At 33.2% G+C, this 24988-nt stretch carries 19 protein-coding genes; 11 read left to right on the plus strand and 8 right to left on the minus strand.

Annotated features, from left to right (window positions below):
- Window positions 1-6: 6 nt before the first annotated feature.
- From OD917_RS09210 to OD917_RS09250, 9 genes are all read left to right on the plus strand, one after another.
- Entirely contained in the window at window positions 7-3435 is a 3429-nt protein-coding gene (locus OD917_RS09210) for a hypothetical protein (protein WP_263523246.1), read from the plus strand.
- Complete coding sequence (locus OD917_RS09215) at window positions 3419-5221, plus strand: contractile injection system tape measure protein (RefSeq protein WP_263523247.1); 1803 nt, start codon at window positions 3419-3421, stop codon at window positions 5219-5221. Before OD917_RS09210 ends, OD917_RS09215 begins: the two co-directional genes overlap by 17 nt.
- 11 nt (window positions 5222-5232) lie before the next feature.
- Entirely contained in the window at window positions 5233-5811 is a 579-nt protein-coding gene (locus OD917_RS09220) for a hypothetical protein (RefSeq protein WP_263523248.1), read from the plus strand.
- Window positions 5808-6635, plus strand: coding sequence for a DUF6734 family protein (locus OD917_RS09225; protein ID WP_263523249.1), 828 nt, complete (start codon window positions 5808-5810; stop codon window positions 6633-6635). The genes OD917_RS09220 and OD917_RS09225 overlap by 4 nt, the downstream gene beginning before the upstream one ends.
- A 10-nt stretch (window positions 6636-6645) precedes the next feature.
- Window positions 6646-7506: a DUF6734 family protein gene (locus OD917_RS09230; protein ID WP_263523250.1), complete on the plus strand. Its 861-nt coding sequence runs from the start codon at window positions 6646-6648 to the stop codon at window positions 7504-7506.
- A 40-nt stretch (window positions 7507-7546) separates the two neighbouring features.
- On the plus strand, window positions 7547-8719 hold the full coding sequence (locus tag OD917_RS09235; protein WP_263523251.1) for a DUF4157 domain-containing protein: 1173 nt from the start codon (window positions 7547-7549) through the stop codon (window positions 8717-8719).
- A 3-nt stretch (window positions 8720-8722) separates the two neighbouring features.
- On the plus strand, window positions 8723-12862 hold the full coding sequence (locus OD917_RS09240; protein WP_263523252.1) for a DUF4157 domain-containing protein: 4140 nt from the start codon (window positions 8723-8725) through the stop codon (window positions 12860-12862).
- A 96-nt stretch (window positions 12863-12958) separates the two neighbouring features.
- Window positions 12959-13777 carry a peptidoglycan-binding protein gene (locus OD917_RS09245; RefSeq protein ID WP_263523253.1) on the plus strand — a complete coding sequence of 273 codons (819 nt, stop codon included), beginning with the start codon at window positions 12959-12961 and terminating at the stop codon, window positions 13775-13777.
- Between the two features lie 3 nt (window positions 13778-13780).
- Window positions 13781-15085, plus strand: a complete 1305-nt coding sequence (locus OD917_RS09250; protein ID WP_263523254.1) for an ATP-binding protein — start codon at window positions 13781-13783, stop codon at window positions 15083-15085.
- 3 nt (window positions 15086-15088) lie between these two features.
- On the opposite strand, the gene OD917_RS09255 is transcribed toward OD917_RS09250, so the two are convergent.
- From OD917_RS09255 to OD917_RS09270, 4 genes are read right to left on the minus strand one after another with little or no spacing between them, the layout of a single operon-like run.
- Entirely contained in the window at window positions 15089-15784 is a 696-nt protein-coding gene (locus tag OD917_RS09255; protein ID WP_263523255.1) for an XAC2610-related protein, read from the minus strand.
- Window positions 15781-16383: a hypothetical protein gene (locus OD917_RS09260; protein ID WP_263523256.1), complete on the minus strand. Its 603-nt coding sequence runs from the start codon at window positions 16381-16383 to the stop codon at window positions 15781-15783. Before OD917_RS09260 ends, OD917_RS09255 begins: the two co-directional genes overlap by 4 nt.
- Window positions 16384-16400: 17 nt before the next feature.
- Window positions 16401-17039, minus strand: coding sequence for an MEDS domain-containing protein (locus OD917_RS09265; protein WP_263523257.1), 639 nt, complete (start codon window positions 17037-17039; stop codon window positions 16401-16403).
- A 27-nt stretch (window positions 17040-17066) separates the two neighbouring features.
- Window positions 17067-17765, minus strand: a complete 699-nt coding sequence (locus OD917_RS09270) for a DUF1826 domain-containing protein (protein WP_263523258.1) — start codon at window positions 17763-17765, stop codon at window positions 17067-17069.
- Between the two features lie 367 nt (window positions 17766-18132).
- On the opposite strand from OD917_RS09270, the gene OD917_RS09275 reads away from it, so the two are divergent.
- Window positions 18133-18927 (plus strand): polysaccharide lyase, encoded by a 795-nt coding sequence (locus OD917_RS09275; RefSeq protein ID WP_263523259.1) that lies wholly within the window; start codon window positions 18133-18135, stop codon window positions 18925-18927.
- 110 nt (window positions 18928-19037) lie between these two features.
- Here OD917_RS09275 and OD917_RS22580 read toward each other — a convergent pair whose 3' ends face one another.
- A complete protein-coding gene (locus OD917_RS22580) occupies window positions 19038-20030 on the minus strand; it encodes a GNAT family N-acetyltransferase (protein ID WP_318013875.1) in 993 nt (330 codons plus the stop codon).
- A gap of 539 nt (window positions 20031-20569) precedes the next feature.
- Here OD917_RS22580 and OD917_RS09290 point away from each other — a divergent pair.
- Window positions 20570-21859: a hypothetical protein gene (locus tag OD917_RS09290; RefSeq protein WP_263523260.1), complete on the plus strand. Its 1290-nt coding sequence runs from the start codon at window positions 20570-20572 to the stop codon at window positions 21857-21859.
- Window positions 21860-22303: 444 nt separating this feature from the next.
- On the opposite strand, the gene OD917_RS09295 is transcribed toward OD917_RS09290, so the two are convergent.
- The 3 genes from OD917_RS09295 to OD917_RS09305 form a co-directional block, all read right to left on the minus strand.
- Window positions 22304-22783, minus strand: a complete 480-nt coding sequence (locus OD917_RS09295; RefSeq protein ID WP_263523261.1) for an energy transducer TonB — start codon at window positions 22781-22783, stop codon at window positions 22304-22306.
- 146 nt (window positions 22784-22929) lie between these two features.
- The gene (locus OD917_RS09300; protein WP_263523262.1) at window positions 22930-23937 is read right to left on the minus strand and encodes a VOC family protein; all 1008 of its coding nucleotides are present in this window, start codon (window positions 23935-23937) and stop codon (window positions 22930-22932) included.
- 43 nt (window positions 23938-23980) lie between these two features.
- On the minus strand, window positions 23981-24838 hold the full coding sequence (locus OD917_RS09305) for an SDR family oxidoreductase (protein ID WP_263523263.1): 858 nt from the start codon (window positions 24836-24838) through the stop codon (window positions 23981-23983).
- Window positions 24839-24988 lie beyond the last annotated feature (150 nt).

Below are 24988 nucleotides of genomic sequence, written 5' to 3' on the forward strand. Positions count from 1 at the left end.
ATTGCCATGTCAGCAAAACTTTCAACAATAACAACACAATACCGACGATTCACAAAGAATCAGGTACTTACAGAAGGAAACCTTAATGAGGTTGTAGATTTTTTTGACGATCAGGATCGCCTATCCCGCATTTACCTAAGTGGCGTTGGTATAGTTTGCGGACTTTATCCTTCTTATAATGAAGCACAAAAAACGATTTCAACAACGCAAGGAACTGGCATAACTACAGATGGTGATCTTTTTAAATTATATCAGGCAGATGTATTGGGAAACAAAAAAATCGATTTTGATTCCAAAACCTATACGCACTGTAAAGTCTATGATAATACAAAAGCGGCTTATAAACCATTTTTTTATGATGGATCAAACAAACAATTGCCTCTTTTTGAACTCTTAACAGAAGAACAGCAAAAAAAAGAAAAAGATCCTAATTTTCCTTTAACTCAATTTACAGCAAATACAGAATTTGAGTTTAAAGATGCTGTAATCCTTTTGTATTTGGAGTCTTATGAAAAAGAATCTGACCTTTGCGTAAGCCTTTCTTGTGACAATCAGGGACTGGAAATTGTAGGCAATTATAAAATTTTAATTGTCAGCAAAACCGTTGCCACACAAATAATGAATCATGACAGCATGATTGGTAAAATCAATTTTGTCAATTTATACCATACATTACCAGATCTAAAATCGAACAGAATTGTACTAAAAAAAGAAGATTTCGCTCATCTTGAGGCTATAAAACAAACTTTTACGAAAGGAATTTTCAAAAACAATGCAGTTAAAAATTTGCAGGAAGGCTACAATCAGCTGCTGACAGGCTTAAATATGCCAATTGTTTTAGATGCAATTCAAAAAAAGATAACCGAACTATTTAATTTTGAAGGAGATCCTGTACTTCCATCAGATTTTCAATATCGATATGATCTACTTAACGATCTTGTTGATACTTACAACGAAATCAGAGCACTTTTACTTGACATAGAGGATAGTTATTGTTATCCTGATATTAATGCGTTTCCAAAGCACTTAATGTTAGGCGAATTAATAAAAACAGAACCTTGTTTTGAATTTCGTCATGCTTTTTACAAATCGCCTTTGCTTACAGGAGAAAGCCTTAACACTTGTAATGACTGCCTTGCAGATGATAAAGATTCTGAAGAAAAAGACTTAACATCAGATGAAATAAAAATATGCTATGGCGAAAACACAGCCAGACAAAGAATGTACAATCTCATTCTTCGAAGTGCAGAATTACTAGAAAATTACAATCCGTTACATGATTTTATAAAAATTACGCCTTCATTACAAATGGGCAAATTGGGCAAAAAAGCCATTCCTTTTTACAACAATGTAACTGATTCGCTTATTAAAGCTTGGGATTTTGATAAAACCTTTTTAGGATTAGAAAAAAACAATGTCAGTTACCATGACGATTTATTGAATACTAAAAATCCGCTCGAAATATATCTTGATAGTGATTTTTATAGAATTGAAGGACATCAGGGGCGCAATTACAAAGAAGTACTTAAAGCAATTCAGCAAATTAGATTAGATAATGGACTTGGATTCAATATAATGATTCTAGCAGTAAATGCAAATGAATTGGATAAAACCAACCAATATTTCACCAAATATTACCTAAACAAAAATCACGGCTACGAGCATAAAGCAGGCGTAATTCCGGGAGGAACTTTCATAATGATCTATCTGGAAGAAAAAATTCCTTACTATAAAAACCGCAGATTATCTTTAACTGGTGACTTCGAAAAATTTGCGGAAGGCATAAACATTTTAAATCCAGTTGTTGCTGATTTCTCAATACCGTATTTATGTTGTGACGAAAACAATATAGGCCTTAGTTTGCCAGTAGATAAAATTTGTTTTGACAGCAAAACACCTACTCTGCCGTTTAAAGTATCTCCAGCAGGAGGTTTTGTAAAAGCCAACATTAGATCCGATCAAAATGGAGGAATAAAAGTAAATGAATTTGGCGCACTTGTTTTTGATCCAAATGCAGTCAGTAAAGAGCTGATAGGCCAGCCTATAACCTTTACAGTCAATAATTTTGATACTGATTGTAAGATAACCATTTTTGAAAAACCAAAATTCGATTTTGTTGCAGTTCCCTCAAAACCTTCTGGAGCTGACGAAACTGAAGTTACTTTTACCATAACTGGAGAAAATATTGAAGGCAATAAATATACTTGGGATTTTGGAGACAAAACCGATCCTATAACAGATGATAAAACAGAAATAAAACATATTTACAAGTATAATAGTGAATCGCAAAAGAACTTCACATTTGACGTTGTACTTTATGCAGACAATGGCAATTGCGATTTTAAAGTCACTCATCCTGTAAGTTTTGAAATTGAAGATCCAAAAGTGTTGGTAGATGGCAAATTAGTAAACGAAATATCCTTTTGCCGAAACGATAAACCTGTAGAGCTTACTCTACAACCTAATATAAAAGGGGTAGAAATTTTAGGAGAAGGAGTTCAAGTAACATTCGGAGAAAAATATATGTTTGCTCCAGGCGAAGTATCTAAAGATGTCAAAACGGTAACCATTTTTATAGACGACAAACCATCTAATCTTACCATTACACTTTTAGAGCTTCCTACTGCTAGTTTTAGCTTTAATATAGATGCGGCGGGAATTCTAACCTTAACCAACAATTCTTTAAATGCTAAAACATATACTTGGAAAATTGATAAAGAAGTAATAGTCACAGATAAAAAAGATCCTATCACAAGACAAACTTCATTATATAATGAATCTTCTATTTCTGTTTTATTAACTGCTGAAGGCAACTGCGGTTCGGCCACTGATGGTCCAAGGTTTATTGAAATTAGAAAAACCGTTGAGGTAAATACCTGTCTTGACAATGCTGATTTATTTGTAAAAAACTCACTTGAAACAATTTCTAATTTAAAAGAAATCTCCGTTTCAAATAAATTCAATAGAGAAACTAATCGCTTAATTTCTGAAACGGAAAACAGATTGGTCGAAGTTCAAAAAGACCTTGAGAGTTACATCAATGGTAAGTCAAATGATAAATTATCTGGATTATTCACGCAGGAAAATTTCAATTTACTATCTGCAGTTGTTGCTTCTGCCATTAAACTGCAAAATCCGGTTCTGATTAGTGCAGTACAAACGCTTGTATCGCTAAATACTATATTGTTTTATACGATTTTGAGATGTCAGGATCCAGAAACGCTTAAAGCATCAGAAAAACAAATTATCCCAATCGAAATACTCTTTACTAATTTATTTAAAAGTTTTGTCGAAATACAATTCAACACAGATACTGATGGTTCCTTGAAAAAGTTTTTGTCAAGCATGTTAAAAGTATTTCCTAAAATCGATTTTATCATATCCTCTTTAAACATACAAATAGAAGCCCTTACAGCCAGTGCAAAGCTTAAATAGACATATTATCAATAAGGTTTTCCTTGAGATAAATACCAATTCTAAAGAAAAAGGATATTATCTCAAGGATAATATTGATGCGTTTTTGCAAAAGGAAGTATTCGTGCTTTTAGAAAATTATTTTAATGAAGTAGATTCGAAAAATCCTTTATACAGCATACAATTAGACAAACTCAACCTTGACATTTCAATAAATCAAAATTTAGATTTCGAAAATTTCAAAGAACAGATTCTGAAAAAAATCACGAAACAAGTTGAAGAAGTTTTTGAAAAGAAAGATACAAATGTCGAAGGCTATAAACTGGTCAAACCGCAAGAAAAGGAAATAGAACGTTTTTTTCATTTTCTGGAAACAGGCATAAATCCTTGGTGGACAACTTTAGATAATAACTTTAAAACAGTTGAAGATAAATCATTTATAAAAATATTAAATGATAAAAATTTTTCTTTTAAATGGACTAATGCAGTCCAAAAACCAATTGTAAGAACAAGATTTATCAAACAATTTAGTGACAGCCACATTGTAAACATTATCAAAAAAGGAATATTGCTTAAAAAAAATAATACCTACAGCAGTGCTAAAATAATCGGTATCGAAGCCATTAAAAAACACATTGAAACTAGTATGGCTAAAAATCAATTGATTCCTAATCAACGATTTTTAATGTGGGAGATAGTCATTTTAAATCTTTTGGAGACAAGCGATTCAATTGTCAAACAAAAGCTTTTCAGATTGATTTGCAATGTATTTGAATTTCGTAAAAAGAACATTTTTTTACAACACAAAGAACTTTTTCTAAAGGAAATCGAAAATCAGACAAAAAGCCAAAACGAACTGGAATTACTAGCTAATCTTGATGCAATTATTGCAATTATCGAAAAAAAACTAAACCATGCTATTTTAAAAGAAAAAGAAATAGAAGCTGTTCAAAACGATCTAGAGACGATAAAAACTGGAACAGAGACAAAAAACGCAACAGAAATAGAAAATGAAGCGAAAGTTGAAAATAAGGCAGAAATAGTAAATGCAAAAGAACTAGAAAATCAGACAGAAGCAGAAAACGAGGCGAAAATAGAAACAGAAAGAATTCAGGAAAACAATGAAAATCTATTACCCGACCCAAATTTGATTTTGTTGAAAAGCAAAGATTCGACTATTAGCAACGATGATAAAAATACCGAAACTCTATCAAACAACTCAAAAGAAACTCCAAATAATAACGAAGAAATAATCGATAAAAAAGAGCCTTCTTTTGAAAAAAAAGAACAAGAGATATTAGGTACAGATATTAACGAATCTTATGTTGACAATGCAGGTTTAGTATTAATTCATCCCTTTTTGAAATCTCTTTTTGAGAATTGCAAACTGCTCAATAAAGACAATACTATAAATAATCCCGAAGTTGCCGCGCACCTCTTGCATTATGTAGCCACAGGAAAAGAACAGGATTATGAAAACGCTATGCTCTTCGAAAAGTTTTTGTGTAATATTCCAATAGCTGAACCTATTGAAAGAAACATTGTACTCTCTAAAGAAATGAAAAAAGAAGCTTCCGCAATGCTACAAGCCGTGTTGAGCAATTGGGAAATAATGAAAACATCATCGGCAGAATTACTTCAAAATGAATTTTTGCAGCGACCTGGAAAACTGAACATCAATGGAGAAGATAGTCCTGTAATTACAATGGAGCGAAAAACACAAGATGTTTTATTAGATAAACTAAGCTGGAATTTGAGCATCGTAAAATTGGCTTGGAAAAAACGAATCATATACGTCAACTGGTAAAAATTAAAAGTATGAATGCTGATAACACTTCTTTTTTAGAATACGATAAAAGAAATATTCTCATTGAACAGCAAAAAGCGTTGGGATTTGTATTCGATAATCTTGATTTGTCGAAAATTGCTTTTTGCGGAGGCGTTGCAGATTATCTGAACCTTCGCCAGTACTATCAAATGCGCGTAAATGATTTGGACATATTGTATGAAGACGAAGAAGATTTAAACCCAATTAAGAATAAAGTAGACATAAAGAGATATACCTCTAAATTTTACAGAACCAAAAACGGAGAAACATTGGTTTATAAATTCAAAATCAATGGCAAGGAAATAAATGTAGATAATTTTCCAAATGATTTTTCGAGACTAACCTTGACGCAATCACCTCTTTTGGGCAAAATGGTTTGGCACTCCTCATTTAATGAAATGAAAAAATATCACAACAGTGAGATACATCTAAAAACCTCAGAAATAGCAGGAGAAAATTACGAATGGAAGCGATTATACAAGCACAGCCGAAAAGCTTCTTTGTACAACAATGTAACTTTCTTAGAAGAAAAAAACTTAATTCATACCATTAAAAAGAATATTTTATGAAGGAAGAGCCTAGAATAATTTACAGTTTAGATGCATTTCCTGTCAGTAATAATCGATGGAATCAAGGCAATAAATTTAAAGAAACTATTTATTCGACTGCATTAAGCATACTATACAGCCATTTATGGTATCAAGATATCGAACTTTATGCTGATGACAATGCATATAAGTTTCTTTATATGCTTCCCATCAGAGTTACTAAAATTAAGAGCAATGAGGATACTGTCATCTGGATGAAATCGAAAATTGATGTCATGGAAAAACAAACAAAACCTTTCGTACATCTTGACAATGATGTCTTTATAAAGAAAAAAATAAATTTTGATTTTGATAAGGTAATTGTTGAACAAAACGATTATGAATTATACGGCATGTACCAATATCGGTTGGATTTTTTTAATCAATTTACTCAAAATTTAGAGTATTGGAAACCCGATTTAGGATATGCATATAATTGCGGAGTACTAGGTTTTAGAGACTTTGGGCTTAGAGATCAGTTTTTGAAAGTTTTTTATGATTTAGAAGAAATATTTATAAAAAATCATAATCCCAAAATAGCAAAAATAGAACCCTGTATTGTTTTAGAACAGTATAATCTTGCGTCATTATTACATCATCATAATATTAAACCAACATTATTGCTTTGGAAAAAAAACTTATTCGAAAATTTCCAATTGGCAGATAAAATTGGTTATTCACACATTGTGGGTCAAAAAAAATACAGAATTGACATTGTTCAGGAAATCGAAAATAGGCTTTCTAAACTGTTCCCGTATTGGTACAAAGAAGTAAAGAATGCCTTAGAGAATGAAGGTATTGCTTAAAATAAAAGATATGAAGCAACGACACAAAATGATTTACAGCCTCGATGTACTTCCTATAATGAACAACAGATGGGATATGGGAGACAAATTAAGGGAAACTGTCTACATGACTGCTCTAAGTGTATTATACAGCCATTTGTGGTATGAAGAGATTGAGCTTTATGTGGACGAAATAGGTTTTGAATTCCTGTATATGCTTCCTTGTGCCGTTACCAAGGTGCAAAACGACAATAAAATTGACCTTTGGATGAAATCAAAAATTAATGCTATGGAACTTCAAACAGAACCATTTGTTCACATAGACACTGACATCTTTATTAAGAAAAAAATAGATTTTCTTTTTGATGCTGTTATAGTAGAACGCAAGGAAGATACTTATGAAATCCATTATAAGAAGCAGGTAGAGTTTTTTAATAAATACACGAAGAATCTGCCTTACTGGCATACCAATTTAGGCTATTCTTATAACTGTGGCATATTTGGTTTTAATGATCTCAAGCTCCGCGATGAATTTATAAAAAGCTATTATGACTTGGAGAAAATATATATCGAAAACCAAGAAAACTTAACTGAATTAAAACAAGAAGGTTATGAAACCTGCATTTTAATAGAACAATATACTCTTGCATCGCTATTGAATTATAAAAACAATAATCCAACAATGCTTTTAAAAGGAGAAAACATAACAGAACAAGGAAAACATGCCGATAGTATTGGGTATTCTCATTTTTTTGGAATGAAGAAATATGAAAAATATGTTGTTGATGAAATTGAACTTCGACTCTCTAAAATATTTCCGTATTGGTATAAGCAAATAAAAAATGCATTAGAGAAAGAAGGTGTTATCGCAAATAATCCGCAGTTTGTTTAGAGAAACAAATTAGTATTTCAGAATGGTAAAATAATAGATCATGAGAGAATTTGAACAAAAGAAAATAGCTAATCACTCCCCTTCTACTTTTTTTGGACCAAAAGTTCAAAAGAAACTAACTACGGGCGCTGTAGGAGATAAATATGAAGTAGAGGCCGATAATGTTGCTGATAAAGTAGTGAACAAGCGTAAAACTGGAGGTTTATTGCAATCCAGAAGCGAAGAAGCTGTACAGCAAAAACCTATTGCAGAAACCGTTTCAACTGTTCAAAAACAAGACTTGGCACAAGAACAGCCTCTGCAAAAAAAAGGTGCGGAAAAAGAAGAAGACAAAAAAGTTCAAAAGAAATCCGATAAGGAAGAAGACAAAAAAGTACAGAAAAAGGGAGAAAAAGAAGAAGACAAAAAAGTTCAAAAGAAATCGGATAAGGAAGAAGACAAGAAAGTGCAAAAAAAATGCGCCGATTGTGAAAATGAAGACAAAAAGGCTCAGAAAAAAGAAGAGAAACCAGTTCAAGCAAAGCTAAAGGAATCGAACTCAGTAAATGAAAACGTAGAAAGTAATCTCAACAGCTCTAAAGGTGGCGGAAATGCTATGGACAAAAACACAAAACGTGAAATGGAATCGGGTTTTGGTACTGATTTTAGCAATGTAAACATCCATACAGACAGCAAAGCCGTTCAAATGAGTGAAGAATTGGGCGCACAAGCTTTCACTCATGGCAACGACGTCTATTTTAATAAAGGAAAATACAATCCAAACTCCAAAGAAGGTAAACATCTGCTGGCGCATGAACTTACACATACGATTCAGCAGACTGGCAGCAAAAAAACAAATAGTGTTCAGAAACTATCCGATTCGGATTGCGATACAACTACAACCTTAAATTTATCCGGATCGTGTTCTAATTATCACAATACCTGTTATACTGAAACTTTTATCCCTTCTAAAAGTGACGCTTTAAAAATAGTTATTGATGTAGATTATATGGAACCTCCTGCCTCTTGGATTAAAGAAGATTTCAGTGCTCAGGTTATAAAATGTGGTCGATTCGATGACACTAATATAGGTTCAAAAAGGCTATCGTCGGATAATATCCCTTCGACCTTAGAATTTAAGATTGCAAGTGTAACTCCCGGAGATAAATATTTCATTAGAATATATTCAAGATCTAGTTCAGCTTTAAAATCAAATTATAGCGTAAGTCAATAAAATATGCCAGTCTTAACCAAAAAAACAAATTCAAATTCTCCGCACTCCGCGTCACATCATGACAAGGGGAAGGAATCTTTTTTTGGTGTTCAGGCAAAATTGAATATAGGAAAATCTAATGATAAATTTGAAGTAGAAGCTGATAGAGTCGCAGACCACGTAGTAGCGAATAAACAAACGGCTAAAACAGACTCTTTCTTTTCGCCATCGCCAGTAATGCAAAAGAAACTGGCTCGCGATGTTCAAAAACAAGAAGAGAAAAATAAAGAAGTGCAGCGAAAAACTACTGCCCCAACTATAACACCTGTTGTACAGCTTAAAGAGCAATTAATCCAAAATAAACTCGATTCTAGAATAACAGAAAAAAGAGAAATCAATCCAGCTTTTTCTTCAAAAACGTTAATTCAGCATAAGCTAGAAGAGAAAACTCAGAAAAAAGAAGAAACAGTTCCGAATAAAAAAGAAATCAAAAAACCAGAAACTGTTTCAAAAAGTGCTTCATCAATCAAACCTTTAATTCAAAATAAAGGAGAAGAAGAAAACGTACAGCAGAAAAAAGAAGAAGAGAAACAAAACTCAGACGAAGAAAAACAACTTCAAAAAAGTACTGCTAGCGATGCCAATCCTAGCGATAATTCTAATATCGAGTCCAAATTAAACAGCAGTAAAGGCGGAGGTTCTCCCCTTACGGGAAAAGTAAAAACCGAAATGGAATCTGGTATTGGAGCCGATTTCAGCAATGTTCGTATCCATAATGATTCTAATGCTGTTCAAATGAATAAGCAATTAGGCGCACAGGCTTTTGCTACTGGAAACAATATTTATTTTAACGAAGGAAAATACAATCCGAATTCTAAAGAAGGCAAACATTTACTCGCCCACGAATTAACACATACTGTACAACAGGGAGCAGCTATTAGAAGAAAACCTGAATCCATCTCCCCTGCTCCAGAAATGATTCAAGAGTCATTATTGTCTTTCGCTATTCCTGATTTTATAAAAAACAATGTCAGACATATTCCTGGTTATACACTACTTACAGTTGTAGCAGGTTACGATCCCTTAAATGATGTAAATGTAAAAAGAAATGCCATCAATCTTATTGAAGGATTTATGGGATTAATTCCATTTGGAACAGCCATATTTGACAAATTACAAGAATATGGCATTATTGATCGTGTTTTTGATTGGGTCAACAGTCGTTTGAGCGAATTGGGTCTTAGTATGGATGCGTTACTTCAACTTGTTCAAGATGCTTGGAACGAATCTTCAATTGGAACTTTCATAGATGTTGCTAGAACTAAATTTAATGACTTAGTAAATCGGGTAACTACTTTTGCAACTTCGCTTGTTGATCAAATCATAACTTGGATAAAAGAAGCGTTGATTGATGTTGCAGAACCATTATTAGCCGAAAACAAAGCATATTCACTTCTCAAAAAAATAATCAAATACGATCCGCTGCGTAATCAAGAAGTTACTGCAACAACTGTAGAAATATTAGAAGATTTCTTAATACTGATAGACAAGCAGACAGAGCTTGAGCAAATGCGTGAAAAAGGCACGCTGCAAAAAACCGCCGATTGGCTTGATACACAAGTCGGAACTTTCGATTCATTGTTAAGCGAACTTAGCGGACTTATAACGTCAGCTTGGAATGCTATTCAGCCTTCAAATCTGGCCAATATTTCAGATAATCTTTCAGCGCTTGCCGACCAAGCTGGAGACTTTTTACAAAGAGTTTGGGATTTTGCATCAGGTGTAGCGCTAAAAGTATTAGAGCTTGTGAAAGAATCGCTATTAGGATGGCTTTCTTCTCAGGCTGCCACTGTAAGAGGCTATTCGCTTGTTAAAGTGATTATTGGAAAAGATCCTTTTACGCAAGAGGTAGTACCCCGTACAGTTCCAAATATGATAAGAGGTTTCATGAGCCTTATGGATGGCGGAGAAGAACAATATGCACAAATGGTGGAATCTGGTGCAATAGCCAGAATTACAGGCGAAATTGAAGCTGCAGTAGAGACGCTCAACATGACACCTCAATCTATCATACAGCTATTTACCGATATCTGGGATTCTATGACTATCAATGACCTTATTCATCCAATAGATGCTTTCATGAGAATCATTGAGAAGTTTGGAGAACCTATAGGCCGATTAATTGCTTTTGTGGCAGAAATTGTCAGAATCGTTATTATGGCTATTCTCGAAATCATGAATTTTCCATTCGATCTCATCGGAAATATCATTACCAGAGCCTTAGAAGCTATTGAAGACATTAAGAAAGATCCAATTGGTTTCTTGAAAAACATACTCCGAGCGCTTAAACAAGGATTCGTACAGTTTTTTGATAATATCGTAACCCACTTAATCAATGGTGTAACGGGCTGGCTAATGAGCGAATTAAAAGATGCCAATATTCCTGTACTTACTGATTTTTCTTTACGCGGTGTTATTTCTTGGATATTAGAAGTGCTGAATATCTCGATGGAAAGAATCTGGGAAAAACTAGCCGCGCATCCACGCATTGGCCCTGCTAGAGTGGCCAGAATCCGCAGTATGATTAATACGCTCGAAGGTATTTGGACATTTATTAAAGATGTTCAAGAACGTGGTATGGCCGCCATTTGGGACAAAATACAAGAACAGCTTAGCAATTTATGGAATACCGTTCTCGATGCCGTGAAAAACTTTGTTATGGAACGTATTGTCAATAGAATTACAGCCAGACTTTTAAGCATGCTTGACCCAACGGGAATCATGGCTGTGATAAATGGTGCTATGGCGTTCTTTAATGCAATTCAAAGTTTTATCAAATACTTGCGCGAAATGCTCGAAGTGGTCAATTCGTTTGTCAATGGTGTAGCCGATTTAGCCCGAGGCAATGTCGCCACAGCAGCAGATTATCTAGAAAGAACCATGGGACAAGCAATGCCTGTTGTAATAGGTTTCTTGGCAAATCAAGTTGGTTTAACTGGCATTGGAGCAAGAATTGGCGAAATGCTTATTGCTGTTCGCCAAATGGTTGATGAAGCGCTGACATGGTTAGTGAATCAGGCTGTAGATAGAGGAATGGCGTTGCTGGACAGAGTGATGGGAAGAAGTCAACCAGAAACAGCAACACCTTCTGGTGCAATTGCAGGAGCTTTAGCGGAAATTAATTCTGAAAGTGAAAAAGAAAAAGATGGAGGAAGTATTACGATTGATGAAGCAGAAGCAGTAAAAAATAAAATCAATGCCGATCATGCTAATGTTATTAATATTTCATCTGTTACCGACGGAGGAGAAAATTGGAATTTTAACTATGTTCAGAGATCTATTTTGCAAATTCCAAAATCAGGAACTAAAATAGAGATTCAAGATTTGTTGTTGGATAAAACAAATGACACATATTATTTAGTTACTGCAATAAATTCAGCTACAGAACAATTGACAGTGAAAATTTTAAATCAACCTGCTTCAACTGTTGTTTATAATACCGCCACTATAAATCAAGGTATTGAACAAAGAACTTGGGAAAAACTCGTTCCCGGTGGCAGCTCACCCGTGAGTATTGGACAACATATTAAAGCTCCCTATATAACAGGATCTTATATAGCTGAAATAGTGGAACCAGAAAGACAAGGTTTAGTTTCTTATAGATTCCGCAGACAAAGTGCTAAATTCAGCACTGTATTTAGCAATTTTGTAACAAAAGTAAGTACTGGGGAAATAATCGTTATAAATGAAGATGTTAATTATTTGAGAGAACAAACACCTTCTCCAGAACTACAATCTTGGGCACAATCCACATTACCACCTAGTGCTCAAGATCCTGCTTTTCCATCATTAACTGTTGATGGTACTGCACATGCGGATCATATTATACCATTTACAGTAATTGTACAAATGTCTGATTTTGACTTCCTGACCACTGAACAAAAAATTGCTGTTTTAAACTTAATGGAAAACTTTGTTGCATTAAGTCCCAGAGCAAATTTATCAAAAAATTCAAGATCGTATGCACAATGGACTCGTCATGATAAGTTGAATATTTCTGTTGATAGTGTATTTAGAAGAACGATGATGAGAAGAGAAACTCAGGCAAGGGCTGCACTTGTTGCTAAGATTAATGAATTTTTGAGATTAAATACACCTCCTTGAAAATGTTAACGATTTACCGCTTTCAATATTAATGAATGAATAAAACTAGAGAGGTTGTAGAGACAACAATTTTAAAACATCTAAAACACTAAAGTCATGCAAAAAACATTCTACCAAAAAGAACTGCTTATTAAAGCAACACAACAAAGAAATGGAGCAAATAACAACAAGAAAGACGTTGAAAAAATTCAGTCTTGGCTTAATTTATTTGCTATGCAGAATCCAGGTTCGGGAACGGCAACGGGTATCGATGGCGATTTTGGTCCTGCAACAGAAAAAGCTGTATTGAATTATCAAAAATTCAACGGTTTGCCTCAAAACGGAACTGTAGATCAAAACTTATTTGATAAATTGGCGTCACCACTCAAAAAAGCTTTTGAAAGTCCGATATCGGGAAATAATCTGAGAGAATTAATACTGAATACAGCTAAAAATCATCTTAAAAATCAACCTTTTGAACTTGTCATAAATAACCAAAGCAATACTGGACCGTGGGTTCGAAGCTATATGGATGGACACGAAGGAACTGAATGGTTTTGGTGCATGGGTTTTGTTCAGGCTATTATTGATCAGGCCGCTTCTGTTCAGGGGAAGAACTTTAAGACATTGATGCCGTTGACTTATAGCTGTGATACTGTGGGCACAACTGGTCTTCAGAAAAATATATTGACACGTTACCAAAAAACCAGAACTAATCCAGCTTTAATAAAACCTGGCGATATATTTCTTCTTCAAAAAACACCAAACGACTGGATCCATACAGGAATTGTAACTGCTGTTCATGCTGACACTATAGAAACTATTGAAGGCAACACAAATTCTGGTGGTTCTAATAACGGAAACGCTGTGTTGGACAAAATCAGAAATTATAAACAGTCTAAACTTGATTTTTTCTCAATCGAATCATTAGTATAGAAAATGGAAAATGTATTTACATATCTCAAAAACCAATTTGTATTTCAGCTTGATGCTCTTTTTCAAGCTGAAAATCCAATGGCAAAACCTGTATTCAATCAAATTGATTCAAATGGTTTTATTGACGAGTTTATTATCGAAAATAATCTGTCCGAAATTGATATTCTTGTTTTGGGACTCGCTCTAGTTCCTCACGTGAAGCCCGATTTTTTGAGTTCGATTATTGCTGAATATTTACCCAATGGTGGTGAGCTGCCAGAATTTGGCGGAATGAAAACAAAGAATCATCGCGGAATTCTGCCAACTGGTGAAACTGCTCAGTTTTTAGTTGCGGGAAATGATCTCGAAAACCGAATATCATTTTATAATTATCTGCACAATCAATCTTTTTTGCATAAAAAGGGAATTGTCAAAGTAGAATCTGTTCCAAATGGCGAACCTAAATTGAGCGGTTTATTAATTTTAGAAGAGGAATACATTGAAAAATTCATAACTGGAAAAATCTTAAAACCGCAACTGAGCAGTATTTTCCCTGCGCAATTAATAGAAACGCAATTAGATTGGAACGATTTGGTTTTGAATTCCAATACTTTAAATCAGATAAAAGAAATAGAAACTTGGCTTAAATTCAACGATATTTTGCTTCACGAATGGAATATGAAAGCCAAAATAAAACCCGGTTTTAGAGTTATGTTTTACGGCGCACCGGGAACAGGAAAAACGCTTACGGCTTCACTTTTAGGGAAATATACTCAAAGAGATGTTTATAGAATTGATTTATCTATGGTGATTTCGAAATACATTGGTGAAACCGAAAAAAATCTTTCTTCTCTTTTTGACAAAGCGACAGACAAAGACTGGATTCTGTTTTTTGATGAAGCCGATGCTGTTTTTGGAAAAAGAACCAATGTACGGGACGCACACGATAAATATGCCAATCAGGAAGTTTCGTATTTGCTCCAGCGAATCGAAAATCATCCTGGATTAGTGATTTTAGCTTCAAATTTTAAAACAAATATTGATAGTGCTTTTACCCGAAGATTTCAATCCATAATTGAGTTTGAAGTCCCTTCTTACGGCGAACGTTTAAAATTGTGGCAAAATAATCTGCCGAAAGGAATTAAAATTGCCGAAGATGTAAATCTGCAAGAACTTTCAAAAAAATACGACATTACAGGCGCTAACATTGTCAATATCATTCAATATGCCTGTCTGAAAACTTTAGAAGATCAAAACAAAAGCATTAACCTTAATCATCTGCTTCAAGGAATTAAAAAAGAATATGCAAAAGAAGGGAAAATGATGTAGTTGTCATTCCATAGTAGTATATTCTTTTGTCATAACTACTTTGCCATTGACAATTTTTTCATAATTATTTTTATAATGCGAAGTCGAATCGTTTTCGCTAAGGTCAATTCTGGTTATAATTTCAGAGTATTTTATGGTGCCGTTTTTATTAAAATAATGCTTTTTTCTAATCTCACCATCTATAGTAAATGAACTTGTAGATAGTATTCTATTAATACTATCTTTTTCTTCTATCGCATTGTCTGACAGCTCTTCTGAAAACTCAAATGATTTTGTTTTTTTATTAAACACGAATATATTTATCATATCCGTCATTTGAGAACTTCCACTGCTTGTGATCAGAAAATCTTTAAAACCATCAAAATTTAAATCCTGAAAATGCTCATTAAAATAATCTTGTTCATTAAAATCATTTTCAGATTTAAAATAATCTGAATGAGTTAATAAAATTCGCTGTGTTTTATAATCTCTTAATTCTAATGTTGTTGCTCCGGAAATAGAATCAATTTGTTTCCAAATACATTTTATACCATTGAGAGCAAAAGGCTGACTTATTTTTACAGGGATAATTATCTTATTTTGAGAAATCTCTTTTTCAGAAGCCCCATCTTTAAGATCTTTTTTTACAGAAACACTTTCTGTCGTATTTCTACAACTCGTTAAAAGTAGAATAATAAATATCGAAATAAGATTTTTCATTTATCTATAAAACCAATTGTACCCCTTTTTGGCGCATATAACAATTTTAAATCTGAATAATATTGATCAAATTCATTTTTTGAAATTGCTTCCACATTTCGCAACCATCTCAAATCGCTTACCTGAGTTGCATAATCTAAATTTGGATCTAAACTTAAATATCGTTCACGCAAATAATTATCTCTCTCCAAAAACAAAGTTGTTATGAATTCGTCTACTAAATTTTTATTAGGGTGCTTTTTAAATAAAAGAAGCTGTCCGTTATTATAAGTTCTAATTTTCCATGAATTTTCATTCATAAAAAAATAAATAGTAAATAAAACAATAGCTATAAATGCAAAAGCAATCCAGGCATCTGGATCAGAATCTTTATCATTACGGAAATAAAAAGAAATTCCTGTTATTCCAAAAATAAACAGTGAAAGTAGTAATATAATATTATTAGAAGTTTTATATGTCGTTTTCTCTTTTGACAAATTTTCAAAGGCAATCATTCCTTCACTTTCACCTCCTACATAAGATGTTTTATAATTCACTTTATTATCAAGAATATTATATTCTCTTTTTGTAAATAATCTTCGCTGCTTTATCGTCTCCATTTATTTTCTTTTAAAAATTAGGACTTAAGCGCACCAGATCGAGAATTCGAAATACTAGAAAGCAATTCCAAAGGCTCTACATAATGTGGGTTTTTGCTAATTTTTCCGTCCTTGATAACATACGGATGCGTAAGTAATATATCTGTAAGTGTACCTTGGCTGAAACTGCTGACATCGTACATACAAATTAGTGAAACCGAATGTTGTGGTGTGAGAAGATTTAGTCTAGCTTCGTATTCCAAGAGTTCATCAGTTCCTGGCAGGTTCTTAAGCGCCCAAACCATATCTCCGCACGCCCTAACGCTATCATAACCAGCTCTTGATGCTGACAATAAAGTTTGTTCGAGCGTTTTGTACATTTTGTCCGCAGCAAACTCGGCATTGTTTATATACGTATTTTCAGAAGCTAGTACTTCTAATTGACCGCTCGAAAGTTTTTCAGCAATAGAGATTCCATTTTCAGCCAAACAACGGCAATGCTCTCCGTGACGGTTTCCCTCAAGAATGTTTATGACTTTATCATTGGCATCCAAGCCCTCTAAGATATAAGGAATGATTACCTCATATTGCTGTTCTCTCGAATCGAAAAAACCGCAAATGTGCATTGGAGCTGTCAATGATTCTCCACATACTGAAAAAGATGTCTGTTTGTTCATGTATCAAATATACATAATTAGTTTTCATCAACAAATAAGCAACAACCTATATTCTCCTTCATTTTCTACTGGCGCTCTATGAACACAAGGCAACACTTCTTGTTTTGGATGATCTACAGCCAGACGCCAAAGATGTCCTAAACCTAAATTAATTGGTTCTGCATCTGCTTGTAACTGATAATGCAAATCAAAATAATTCTCCTTCAAAAAGTTTTCAAACTCCTCTTCTGCTCCATCATGAAGCTCTTTTAGCTTTGCTCTAATTTCTGGAATTAGAATTTTTTGCTCTACTTGCGAATTAGAAACAATATCACTTGCCGCTCCGTGATAGGTACATAAAAAAGTATCGGTTGCAATAGGCGAACGATCGACATGAAACGAATAAACATCAGTCGATATGAAATCAAATTCATTATCACGTTCGTAACACTTCAGCAAATTTAGAGATGGCGAAGCTCCAAAATCGGTTAATAATTTTAAATCATTTAAGATTATTTCTCTAGCTATATTTCCTTTTTCTGAAAGTTGGAGCGCGATTAAATCTGTAGAAGAAACTTCCGTTATGTTTTCTTTTAGAGATAGCTTGCCAACAATTTCCTTAAAATCGCCATCCAAGTTTCTGTACCAGCATAGCGCGTTTGTTTCTCCTTTGAAATTGGTATGCACAAGTTCTGAGAAAGTAGATACTAAACCAATTTGATTGCTGGCAGAAAATGTATTATTCATATAATATTTAGAAGTTAGTTGCTTTTTGCTTTACAAAATTATGCAATAGTAGCTAGTTGGCACAAATTTATCATTACATCCTTGCAAGCTTGCAACTTTATTATTTAAATTTTAATGCTTTCTCTTTCGGTTTACTAAATTTTTACAGCTAAAAACAGACGATTTAACGTAGGCTGGATTTTTGTGTACGTAAAAACGCACTTTATTACCCCTTGTACAGCTTAATATTAATCAACTTTACATTGTTTTTATTTTCCGATCAATTGATTTGATGGAGCGAAAATTCTCAGCTTTAATATCAAATGATATAACCACTATCAATTATTTGCTAACTATTAATTATTCACTAACCTTAACACTTTAAAAAATGAAAAGAATCTTAAAATTATCTAGTTTACTGTTTATTACAGCATTAGTATTTAATTCCTGTGAAAAGGAACAAGAAGGAAATGTGCAACAGGAAGCTACTACAAAAGATGAGCTGAAAATCGTTGATAACGAAATTTCGGCTAAAACCTTGGCTACAGATGGAATTGCCGCATTAGCAGCTGGTAGCGCTGGTGCAAGAACTATCACATTACAAACCAATACATTATCGTGTCCTGGAGGTCTGTGTACATCGTATGGAGTTTGGTCAACTGGACTTTACACTGTTTGGTTCACAATGAAATTTAATTCAGGTTTTTATTGGAGCCGAGGTGGCAAATGCGGATATGGAATCTTAATTGGTGACCAAAATACGGGTGGTGATCCAGGTTGGGACGGAAATGGCGGTAGTGCCAGATTTATGTGGTATTGCCCAAACGGTTCAAACACCACCAAAGGAAGCGGAGCTTATCTTCAGCCTTATGTTTATTATAGAGATCAGCCGGGACAATATGGAAATGATTTTGGAAAAAAATACTATATTCAAGAGGGAGTAACATACAACTGTCAAATATCTGTTAAGTTAAATACGGGATCAAATACCGACGGATACGTAAAATATTATGTGAATGGCACGGAGATATTAAATCAAAAAATACGTTGGGTAACAAACGATTCTAAGCGAAATGTAAATGCAGTAAGTCTTCACACTTTCCGTGGTGGTAGCCAAGATTATTGGACGGCTCCAGTAACAAGTTCTATTTATTATCCAAGTGCGTCTTGGGATGCTTTATAGCATATAAGTTTTAAACAAAATTGATCAAAAAATAAAAACCAAAACTTCAATGCTGTTTATAAAAGTAAAGACAGCATTGAAGTTAATAGTTAATTAAAATTTTGCGAATATTAATTTTTATGTTTTTCCAATTCCTTTTTAAAACAAATGCTGCTTTCTATTCCTGCATATTGTCCATAGTTTTCAATAATGATGTAATCACTTTTAGCATACAATGCTACAGCTTCTATCTGCACATTGCTGGTTTCTAAAACGGTCGATACATACTCTAATTCTGAAGCCCACTTTTCAAGCTCGTTTAAAATTTTATGTGCGATTCCTCTTCCCCTATACTCTTCCAAAACAAACATGCGTTTTACCTCTGCAGATTCTCTATCAAATTGTTTTATAGCACCACAACCTACCGCATTTCCATTGACATAAGCAATAACGACATGTTTAATCGCATCGACTTTATTAAACTGATTAAAGTATTCCTGCATTTCACCATTTCTGCTTGCTAAGTTCTCATCTAGTTTTACAATCAAATTTGAAAAATCTGCATTTTTAGAAGTTGTTCTTTCCAGTTCAAGATCTTCGGTATATCCGTATATTTTCATATCAGTCAAGTCTTTTTCTCCCCTTCTGTAATCTTTCTTTAGAAGTCCTTCATATACAAATCCAGAACGCTCGGCAACTTTAATGCTAGCAGTATTTTCTTCAGCAATTTTCATAAAGAGCCTATTAAACTTTTTGTTTGCAAAACACCAATTTTTGAATGCGTTTAATGCTTCAGAGGCGTAATTATTACCATTATGTTTCTTAAAAATAAAATACGCAAGTTCACCTTTAGGAATTCTCCAATCGATTTCTCTAACAGATATATGTCCAATAAACTCATTACTTTCTTTTAAAAATATACCACAGGCATAGCTTTTACTTTCCTGCCATTCTAGATCTTTCTGTTCCAGATATTTTTTTGTTGACTCCAAGCTATCATTGATTTTTATCATGTTCGCAAAGTAATCATACAAGTATTCACTATTATCAGTAATACTCTTAAAAAAGCATTCAGAATCTTCTAGTTTATAAGGTTTTATTACAAGGTTCTTGGTCGTAATCATCTTCAGTAATTTGTAGTTGTGTTTTCAAAAGATAAAACTAGGCAAAAACCTTATGCTTAAAAATGCTATTTTTCTATTTGTTTATGCATTTTTTGCATTACGGTTCCTTTTTTTATTATAAAATGAATTTTATGCACGATCTATGAAACGCGTTTTTTAATTCTCCATTATTTAATAATCATACGTTTTCATCCCATAAACATAGGTCTCTGTATTAAGAAAACATTTCTTTTCAAAAATATAATAATGCAAAAAAATGACTTACAACCACTAATAAACAAGCTTTTACATATTTTAAATAAATTAAGCTACATTAAATCTTCCTCAACAAATGTTAAATATCAGTAAAATCAGTGTTTACTTGAATTTATTTTGTTAATTTTGTTAAAGACACTGCAAGAAAGTTACTCTGGTATTTCTAATTGTTAAAACCAATTTTTTCCCAGATCAATTCTCGAAGATCAAAATCAGCTGTTTTGAATATTTCTTCGTTCCAAAGGTGTCAAAAAATGTATAATAATTTAATAGCCCCCAAGACTATGAAAAAAATTACTCTACTAATTTGTTTACTGCTGACAGCTGCCGGTGTAAACGCGCAACAAGAAAAAGGAATTATTGGATACACTAACTGGTTAGACAACTGGACAGAATTCAAACCTCAAAAAGCTGATTCGAAAGAACCGAATCAAATTTTAGCTGGAAACATCAAGGAAAACACAAAACTTTTGAAAAGAAATGTATACATTCTTCAGGGAAATGTATATGTAACTAATAATGCTGTTCTAACTATTGAACCTGGTACAGTAATTATTGGAGATGCTGAATCAAAAGGAACACTAGTTATTACAAAAGGAGCTCAGATTATTGCACAAGGTCAAGAAACAGATCCTATTGTATTTACTTCAAATCGTAGCATGAAAAAAGCTGGCGACTGGGGAGGTGTGGTAGTTCTTGGAGATGCTCCTATTAATAAATTTGGAAGCGTTGGTTCTTATAACATGGATCTTGATCCTGCACTTACTGTGTACGGAGGAAACAATGTTGCAGGAAACTCAGGAATTTTAAAATTTGTTAGAATTGAATTTGCTGGTAAAAAAGTAAAAGGTGCAGATACATTCAACGGATTAACTATTGCAGGAGTTGGAAACAAAACAATTTTAGAGAATGTAATGGTAAGCTACTCTGGAGGTGATTCATTTGCTTTCTATGGTGGAGATGTAAATGCTTCTCAATTGGTTTCATACAAATCAATTAACGATGACTTTAAATTCACTCAAGGCGTACAATGTCGTTTATACAACTCTTTAGCTGTTAGATCTTCTTACTTATCAAGTAACAAAGATGGTTCTAGATGTTTAGAGGTTAAATCATACGAAAAGAAAAGCGACACTGACTTTACTAAAAAATCTACTTTAGTTGCAGCTACAAATATTACTATGCTAAATGACAGTGAAAATATTAAAGCTGATATGCAAGCTGGTTTAGTAAAAGAAGCTATTTATGTTGCAGAAAGTGCTTCTTTAGAATTAAAAAGAAGTGTTGTTTCAGGTTTCAATCCTGCTGTATTAATAGACAGCCAAACTGAAATCAATTCAACTAATTTAAAGAAAATTAAATTTGAAGAAATGTTTTTCAACCAATGCAGCGGTAATATTTTTACAGAAAATAAAACCGACAATGCAGATTTAGAGAACTGGTATGGAAACAGTGTTTTCTTCAACGTTTATTCAAATACTGACAACAAAGAAACTTTTGTTGACGTATACAACGCAAGAAGACCTGACTTCAGACTTCAAATAGGAAAAATCACTGCTTCTAGCGGTAAATAGATAAAAATCTTTTATAGAGACAAGAAAAAGGAAACAGATATTAACTGTTTCCTTTTTTTTATTTCTAAATTTCAGGTTTTGCAAGATAAAAAAACTCACAAAGTTTAAACTCCTGTAATTTAAATACAACCTTCCGTAATCTGCAAACCTATACCTCCCCTTTCTTTCGAAATTTGTATTTCAAATAAAACTATTAAAAATGAAACAAATTAAATTAGGAAATCAAGGTTTAATTATCCCTCCTATTGGCTCAGCATGTATGGGAATGACAGGTTTTGAGGAAGAAAATTGTTTACGATCTTAATTTTGAACATCCTCAATTATTTAGTATACTATTCAAAAAAAGAACCCAAATGGCTCCTTTAGAATTTCGTGAAAAAATCAGGAATAATTGAAATTTAATTTCTTCATAAAAAGATTTATCGATTGTTCAGTAAAGATTACCTACTGAACATAATACGGAACACTATATAAGCATCGTACAGGATTTCCATTTTTCATAGCCGGAATCCAGTTAGGGCATAATTTCAAAACCCTTTCTAATTCCTTACCAGTTCCGTAACCAAAATCTCGAATAATATCTATATTAGAAACACTGCCATCTTTTTCAATTATAAAACTGGCAAAAACACCACCCCTGACCGAATCATCACTATCCAAATCTTTTGGCACAATGTAATTCTTATTTAAAAATGCATGAAATTTATCTATTCCCCCAATATAAGATGGCTTAACATCAACATCCATTATTTTATAAACTTCATTATCATTTACAGATGAGTTTTTTTCTTGTCTTATTGTTTTTACTGCTTTTTGAGGTAAGACTTTTCTATTGTTTTCAGAATCTTTAACTGCTGGAATGCTTTTATTCTGGCAACTAAAAAATAATATCAAACTAACGGTGGCAAAAAATATTCTGATCATAGGCTTTAACTTAGTGAACAAGAGATAATATTTTCGTTTATTTTCTAGCAGTAAAAAAACGAAATTTATTCTTTACAATAGCACAACTAAATTAAAAAGCCAGAAATTATTTCTGGCTTTTTAAAACTTTTGGAATCAGTCAAAAATTATTCTTTTTGATCCACAAAAACATATAATTTCTGTACTTTTCCATTTTCGATCACAAACAAATCCATTCCGCTTACGACAGAAGGTTTTTCTTTTGAACCAAACTGCCAGTATAATCGAACTATATTATGATTGGTTTCAACTGATTTTGGAGTAAACTTAAAATCAGGATTTTTAGTCTGTAATTCTACAATAAACTTACTAATATCCTCAATTCCTTCAGCAATAAAATGACGATCAACCATTTCAACATTAGACGCATAAATTTGATTTAATAAAGCTTTACGTTTTGTTTCGTCTTTTTCATTCCAAATTTTAAGATGATTTTCAACTATTAAAGTATTCTTTTTTGCATCGAAATCATCAGCTGAAACTTTTTTTACTTCTGTATTTTTTGGAGACCATAATATTGTTTTTGGATGTGTTTTTTCATATCCTTTTCCGTTTGGATAAGAAACCAATTCCATTTTAGACCCCCAAGGTGTTTCAAAATAAACCCATGATTCACCCGCTGTATCTCCAGAAGGTGTTGTAAAAGGTTCTCCTATTATTTTGACATCTTTACTTTTCAAATATTTCACCACTGCATGAATATCATTCACATAAAAAGCAATATGTGATGCTCCAATATCATCTGTATTTGGATGCGCTTTACTTCCTTTATTGTCTGCATATTCAAATACTTCTATGCTTGCTCCATTTCCTGCATTTATCATTTTGATAGTAACTGCTCCTGTTTCAGGATTAATATGATTTAATTTTTTCCATTCGGCATCAAGCGGAATTGGTCCTAATTGTGTTACTGGCGTAAAACCAAGTACATCATTAAAAAATGTAACCGCTTTTTTAAGATCTGGAACATTAATTCCAACATGATCGATTCCAACAATTCCCGCGCTAGTTTGTGCGACTGTTTTTTCTGAAGTAGAAAAGAGTATTAATACATTAAGCATTGCTGCTGCTGAAGTCTGTATTTTTTTGTTTGATTTTTTATGAGTTGTTTTCATGATATATATTTATTATTGATATTGATATTGATATTGTCTAAAATTAATTTGTGTAAGCAGCTACCCATTTTGCTTTAATATTGGCACGAGCTTCAATAAATTCCTTATCAGTTCCTTGCGCAATGGCATCAAGCGGAAAACGAAGTGGTCTCTCCCCTTTCTTCATACTTACCAATTCCAAAATACCGTCAGCAATAGTTTGCGGATTCATATCAAACTGCGCCATTTTTCCGAATAATGCTGTTCCTAATGCGTTGAATTTTTCTGTTGCTGATTCTCCATATTCTTTTATAATTTCTTCTTTATCAGCATGAATACCAGCTTTAGATCCGTTATTCATTTCTGTTGGATAAACTCCTGGCTGAATACTTACGTTTTCAATTCCGTAATCTGCAAGTTCATCTTGCAATCCTTCTGTAAAACTTTCAACTACTAATTTTGATGCGATATACGGAACCATAAAAGGAAGTGTGTGTCCGCTTGCTCCTGTTGTAATGTTAATCACAAGTCCGTTTCTTTCTTTTCTCATAGAAGGAAGTACTGCCTGATACATACGTAATACACTGTAAACGTTTACGTCGAACATTTTACGAACCTGATCGATCGAATAACCTTCAAGAAGACCAAAACCGCTTACGGCTGCATTGTTAATCAACACATCAATTTTTCCGTATTTAGTAATTACTTTTTCGATTGCTTTATTAACTGATGCATCATCTGTAACATCGATATCTACTACTTCAATGTTTTCTATTGCTCCTAGTTCTTTCGCTGCGGCGGCATTTTTATCATTTGTATTGCGCATTCCTGCAATTACTGAATGACCTGCGTTAGCTAATGTAACAGCTGTTAGTTTTCCAAAGCCTGTACTTGTTCCTGTAATGAAAATTGTTTTTGACATGATTTCTAAATTTTAAATGTTTATAATGTTTGTTTCTTTTGAACATTACAAAGTTGCGACGAATGCAAAACCTGTACATTGATTAGAAATAAGTAAAAACTTGATATAGATCAAGAGTTTGAAGAAGACATAAAAAAAGGAGCTTTAAAA

Source organism: Flavobacterium sp. SH_e (genome assembly GCF_025717045.1).
Lineage (GTDB): Bacteria > Bacteroidota > Bacteroidia > Flavobacteriales > Flavobacteriaceae > Flavobacterium.

What these genes read in the sequence shown, in the direction of transcription:
- OD917_RS09240 (WP_263523252.1), top strand. Translation starts at nt 8,723, where the DNA reads ATGCCAGTCTTAACCAAAAAAACAAATTCAAATTCTCCGCACTCCGCG.
- OD917_RS09210 (WP_263523246.1), top strand. Translation starts at nt 7, where the DNA reads ATGTCAGCAAAACTTTCAACAATAACAACACAATACCGACGATTCACA.
- OD917_RS09220 (WP_263523248.1), top strand. Translation starts at nt 5,233, where the DNA reads ATGAATGCTGATAACACTTCTTTTTTAGAATACGATAAAAGAAATATT.
- OD917_RS09260 (WP_263523256.1), bottom strand. Translation starts at nt 16,383, where the DNA reads ATGGAGACGATAAAGCAGCGAAGATTATTTACAAAAAGAGAATATAAT.
- OD917_RS09235 (WP_263523251.1), top strand. Translation starts at nt 7,547, where the DNA reads ATGAGAGAATTTGAACAAAAGAAAATAGCTAATCACTCCCCTTCTACT.
- OD917_RS09290 (WP_263523260.1), top strand. Translation starts at nt 20,570, where the DNA reads ATGAAAAAAATTACTCTACTAATTTGTTTACTGCTGACAGCTGCCGGT.
- OD917_RS09275 (WP_263523259.1), top strand. Translation starts at nt 18,133, where the DNA reads ATGAAAAGAATCTTAAAATTATCTAGTTTACTGTTTATTACAGCATTA.
- OD917_RS09265 (WP_263523257.1), bottom strand. Translation starts at nt 17,039, where the DNA reads ATGAACAAACAGACATCTTTTTCAGTATGTGGAGAATCATTGACAGCT.
- OD917_RS09230 (WP_263523250.1), top strand. Translation starts at nt 6,646, where the DNA reads ATGAAGCAACGACACAAAATGATTTACAGCCTCGATGTACTTCCTATA.
- OD917_RS09255 (WP_263523255.1), bottom strand. Translation starts at nt 15,784, where the DNA reads ATGAAAAATCTTATTTCGATATTTATTATTCTACTTTTAACGAGTTGT.
- OD917_RS09305 (WP_263523263.1), bottom strand. Translation starts at nt 24,838, where the DNA reads ATGTCAAAAACAATTTTCATTACAGGAACAAGTACAGGCTTTGGAAAA.
- OD917_RS09245 (WP_263523253.1), top strand. Translation starts at nt 12,959, where the DNA reads ATGCAAAAAACATTCTACCAAAAAGAACTGCTTATTAAAGCAACACAA.
- OD917_RS09295 (WP_263523261.1), bottom strand. Translation starts at nt 22,783, where the DNA reads ATGATCAGAATATTTTTTGCCACCGTTAGTTTGATATTATTTTTTAGT.
- OD917_RS22580 (WP_318013875.1), bottom strand. Translation starts at nt 20,030, where the DNA reads ATGATTACGACCAAGAACCTTGTAATAAAACCTTATAAACTAGAAGAT.
- OD917_RS09250 (WP_263523254.1), top strand. Translation starts at nt 13,781, where the DNA reads ATGGAAAATGTATTTACATATCTCAAAAACCAATTTGTATTTCAGCTT.
- OD917_RS09225 (WP_263523249.1), top strand. Translation starts at nt 5,808, where the DNA reads ATGAAGGAAGAGCCTAGAATAATTTACAGTTTAGATGCATTTCCTGTC.
- OD917_RS09270 (WP_263523258.1), bottom strand. Translation starts at nt 17,765, where the DNA reads ATGAATAATACATTTTCTGCCAGCAATCAAATTGGTTTAGTATCTACT.
- OD917_RS09300 (WP_263523262.1), bottom strand. Translation starts at nt 23,937, where the DNA reads ATGAAAACAACTCATAAAAAATCAAACAAAAAAATACAGACTTCAGCA.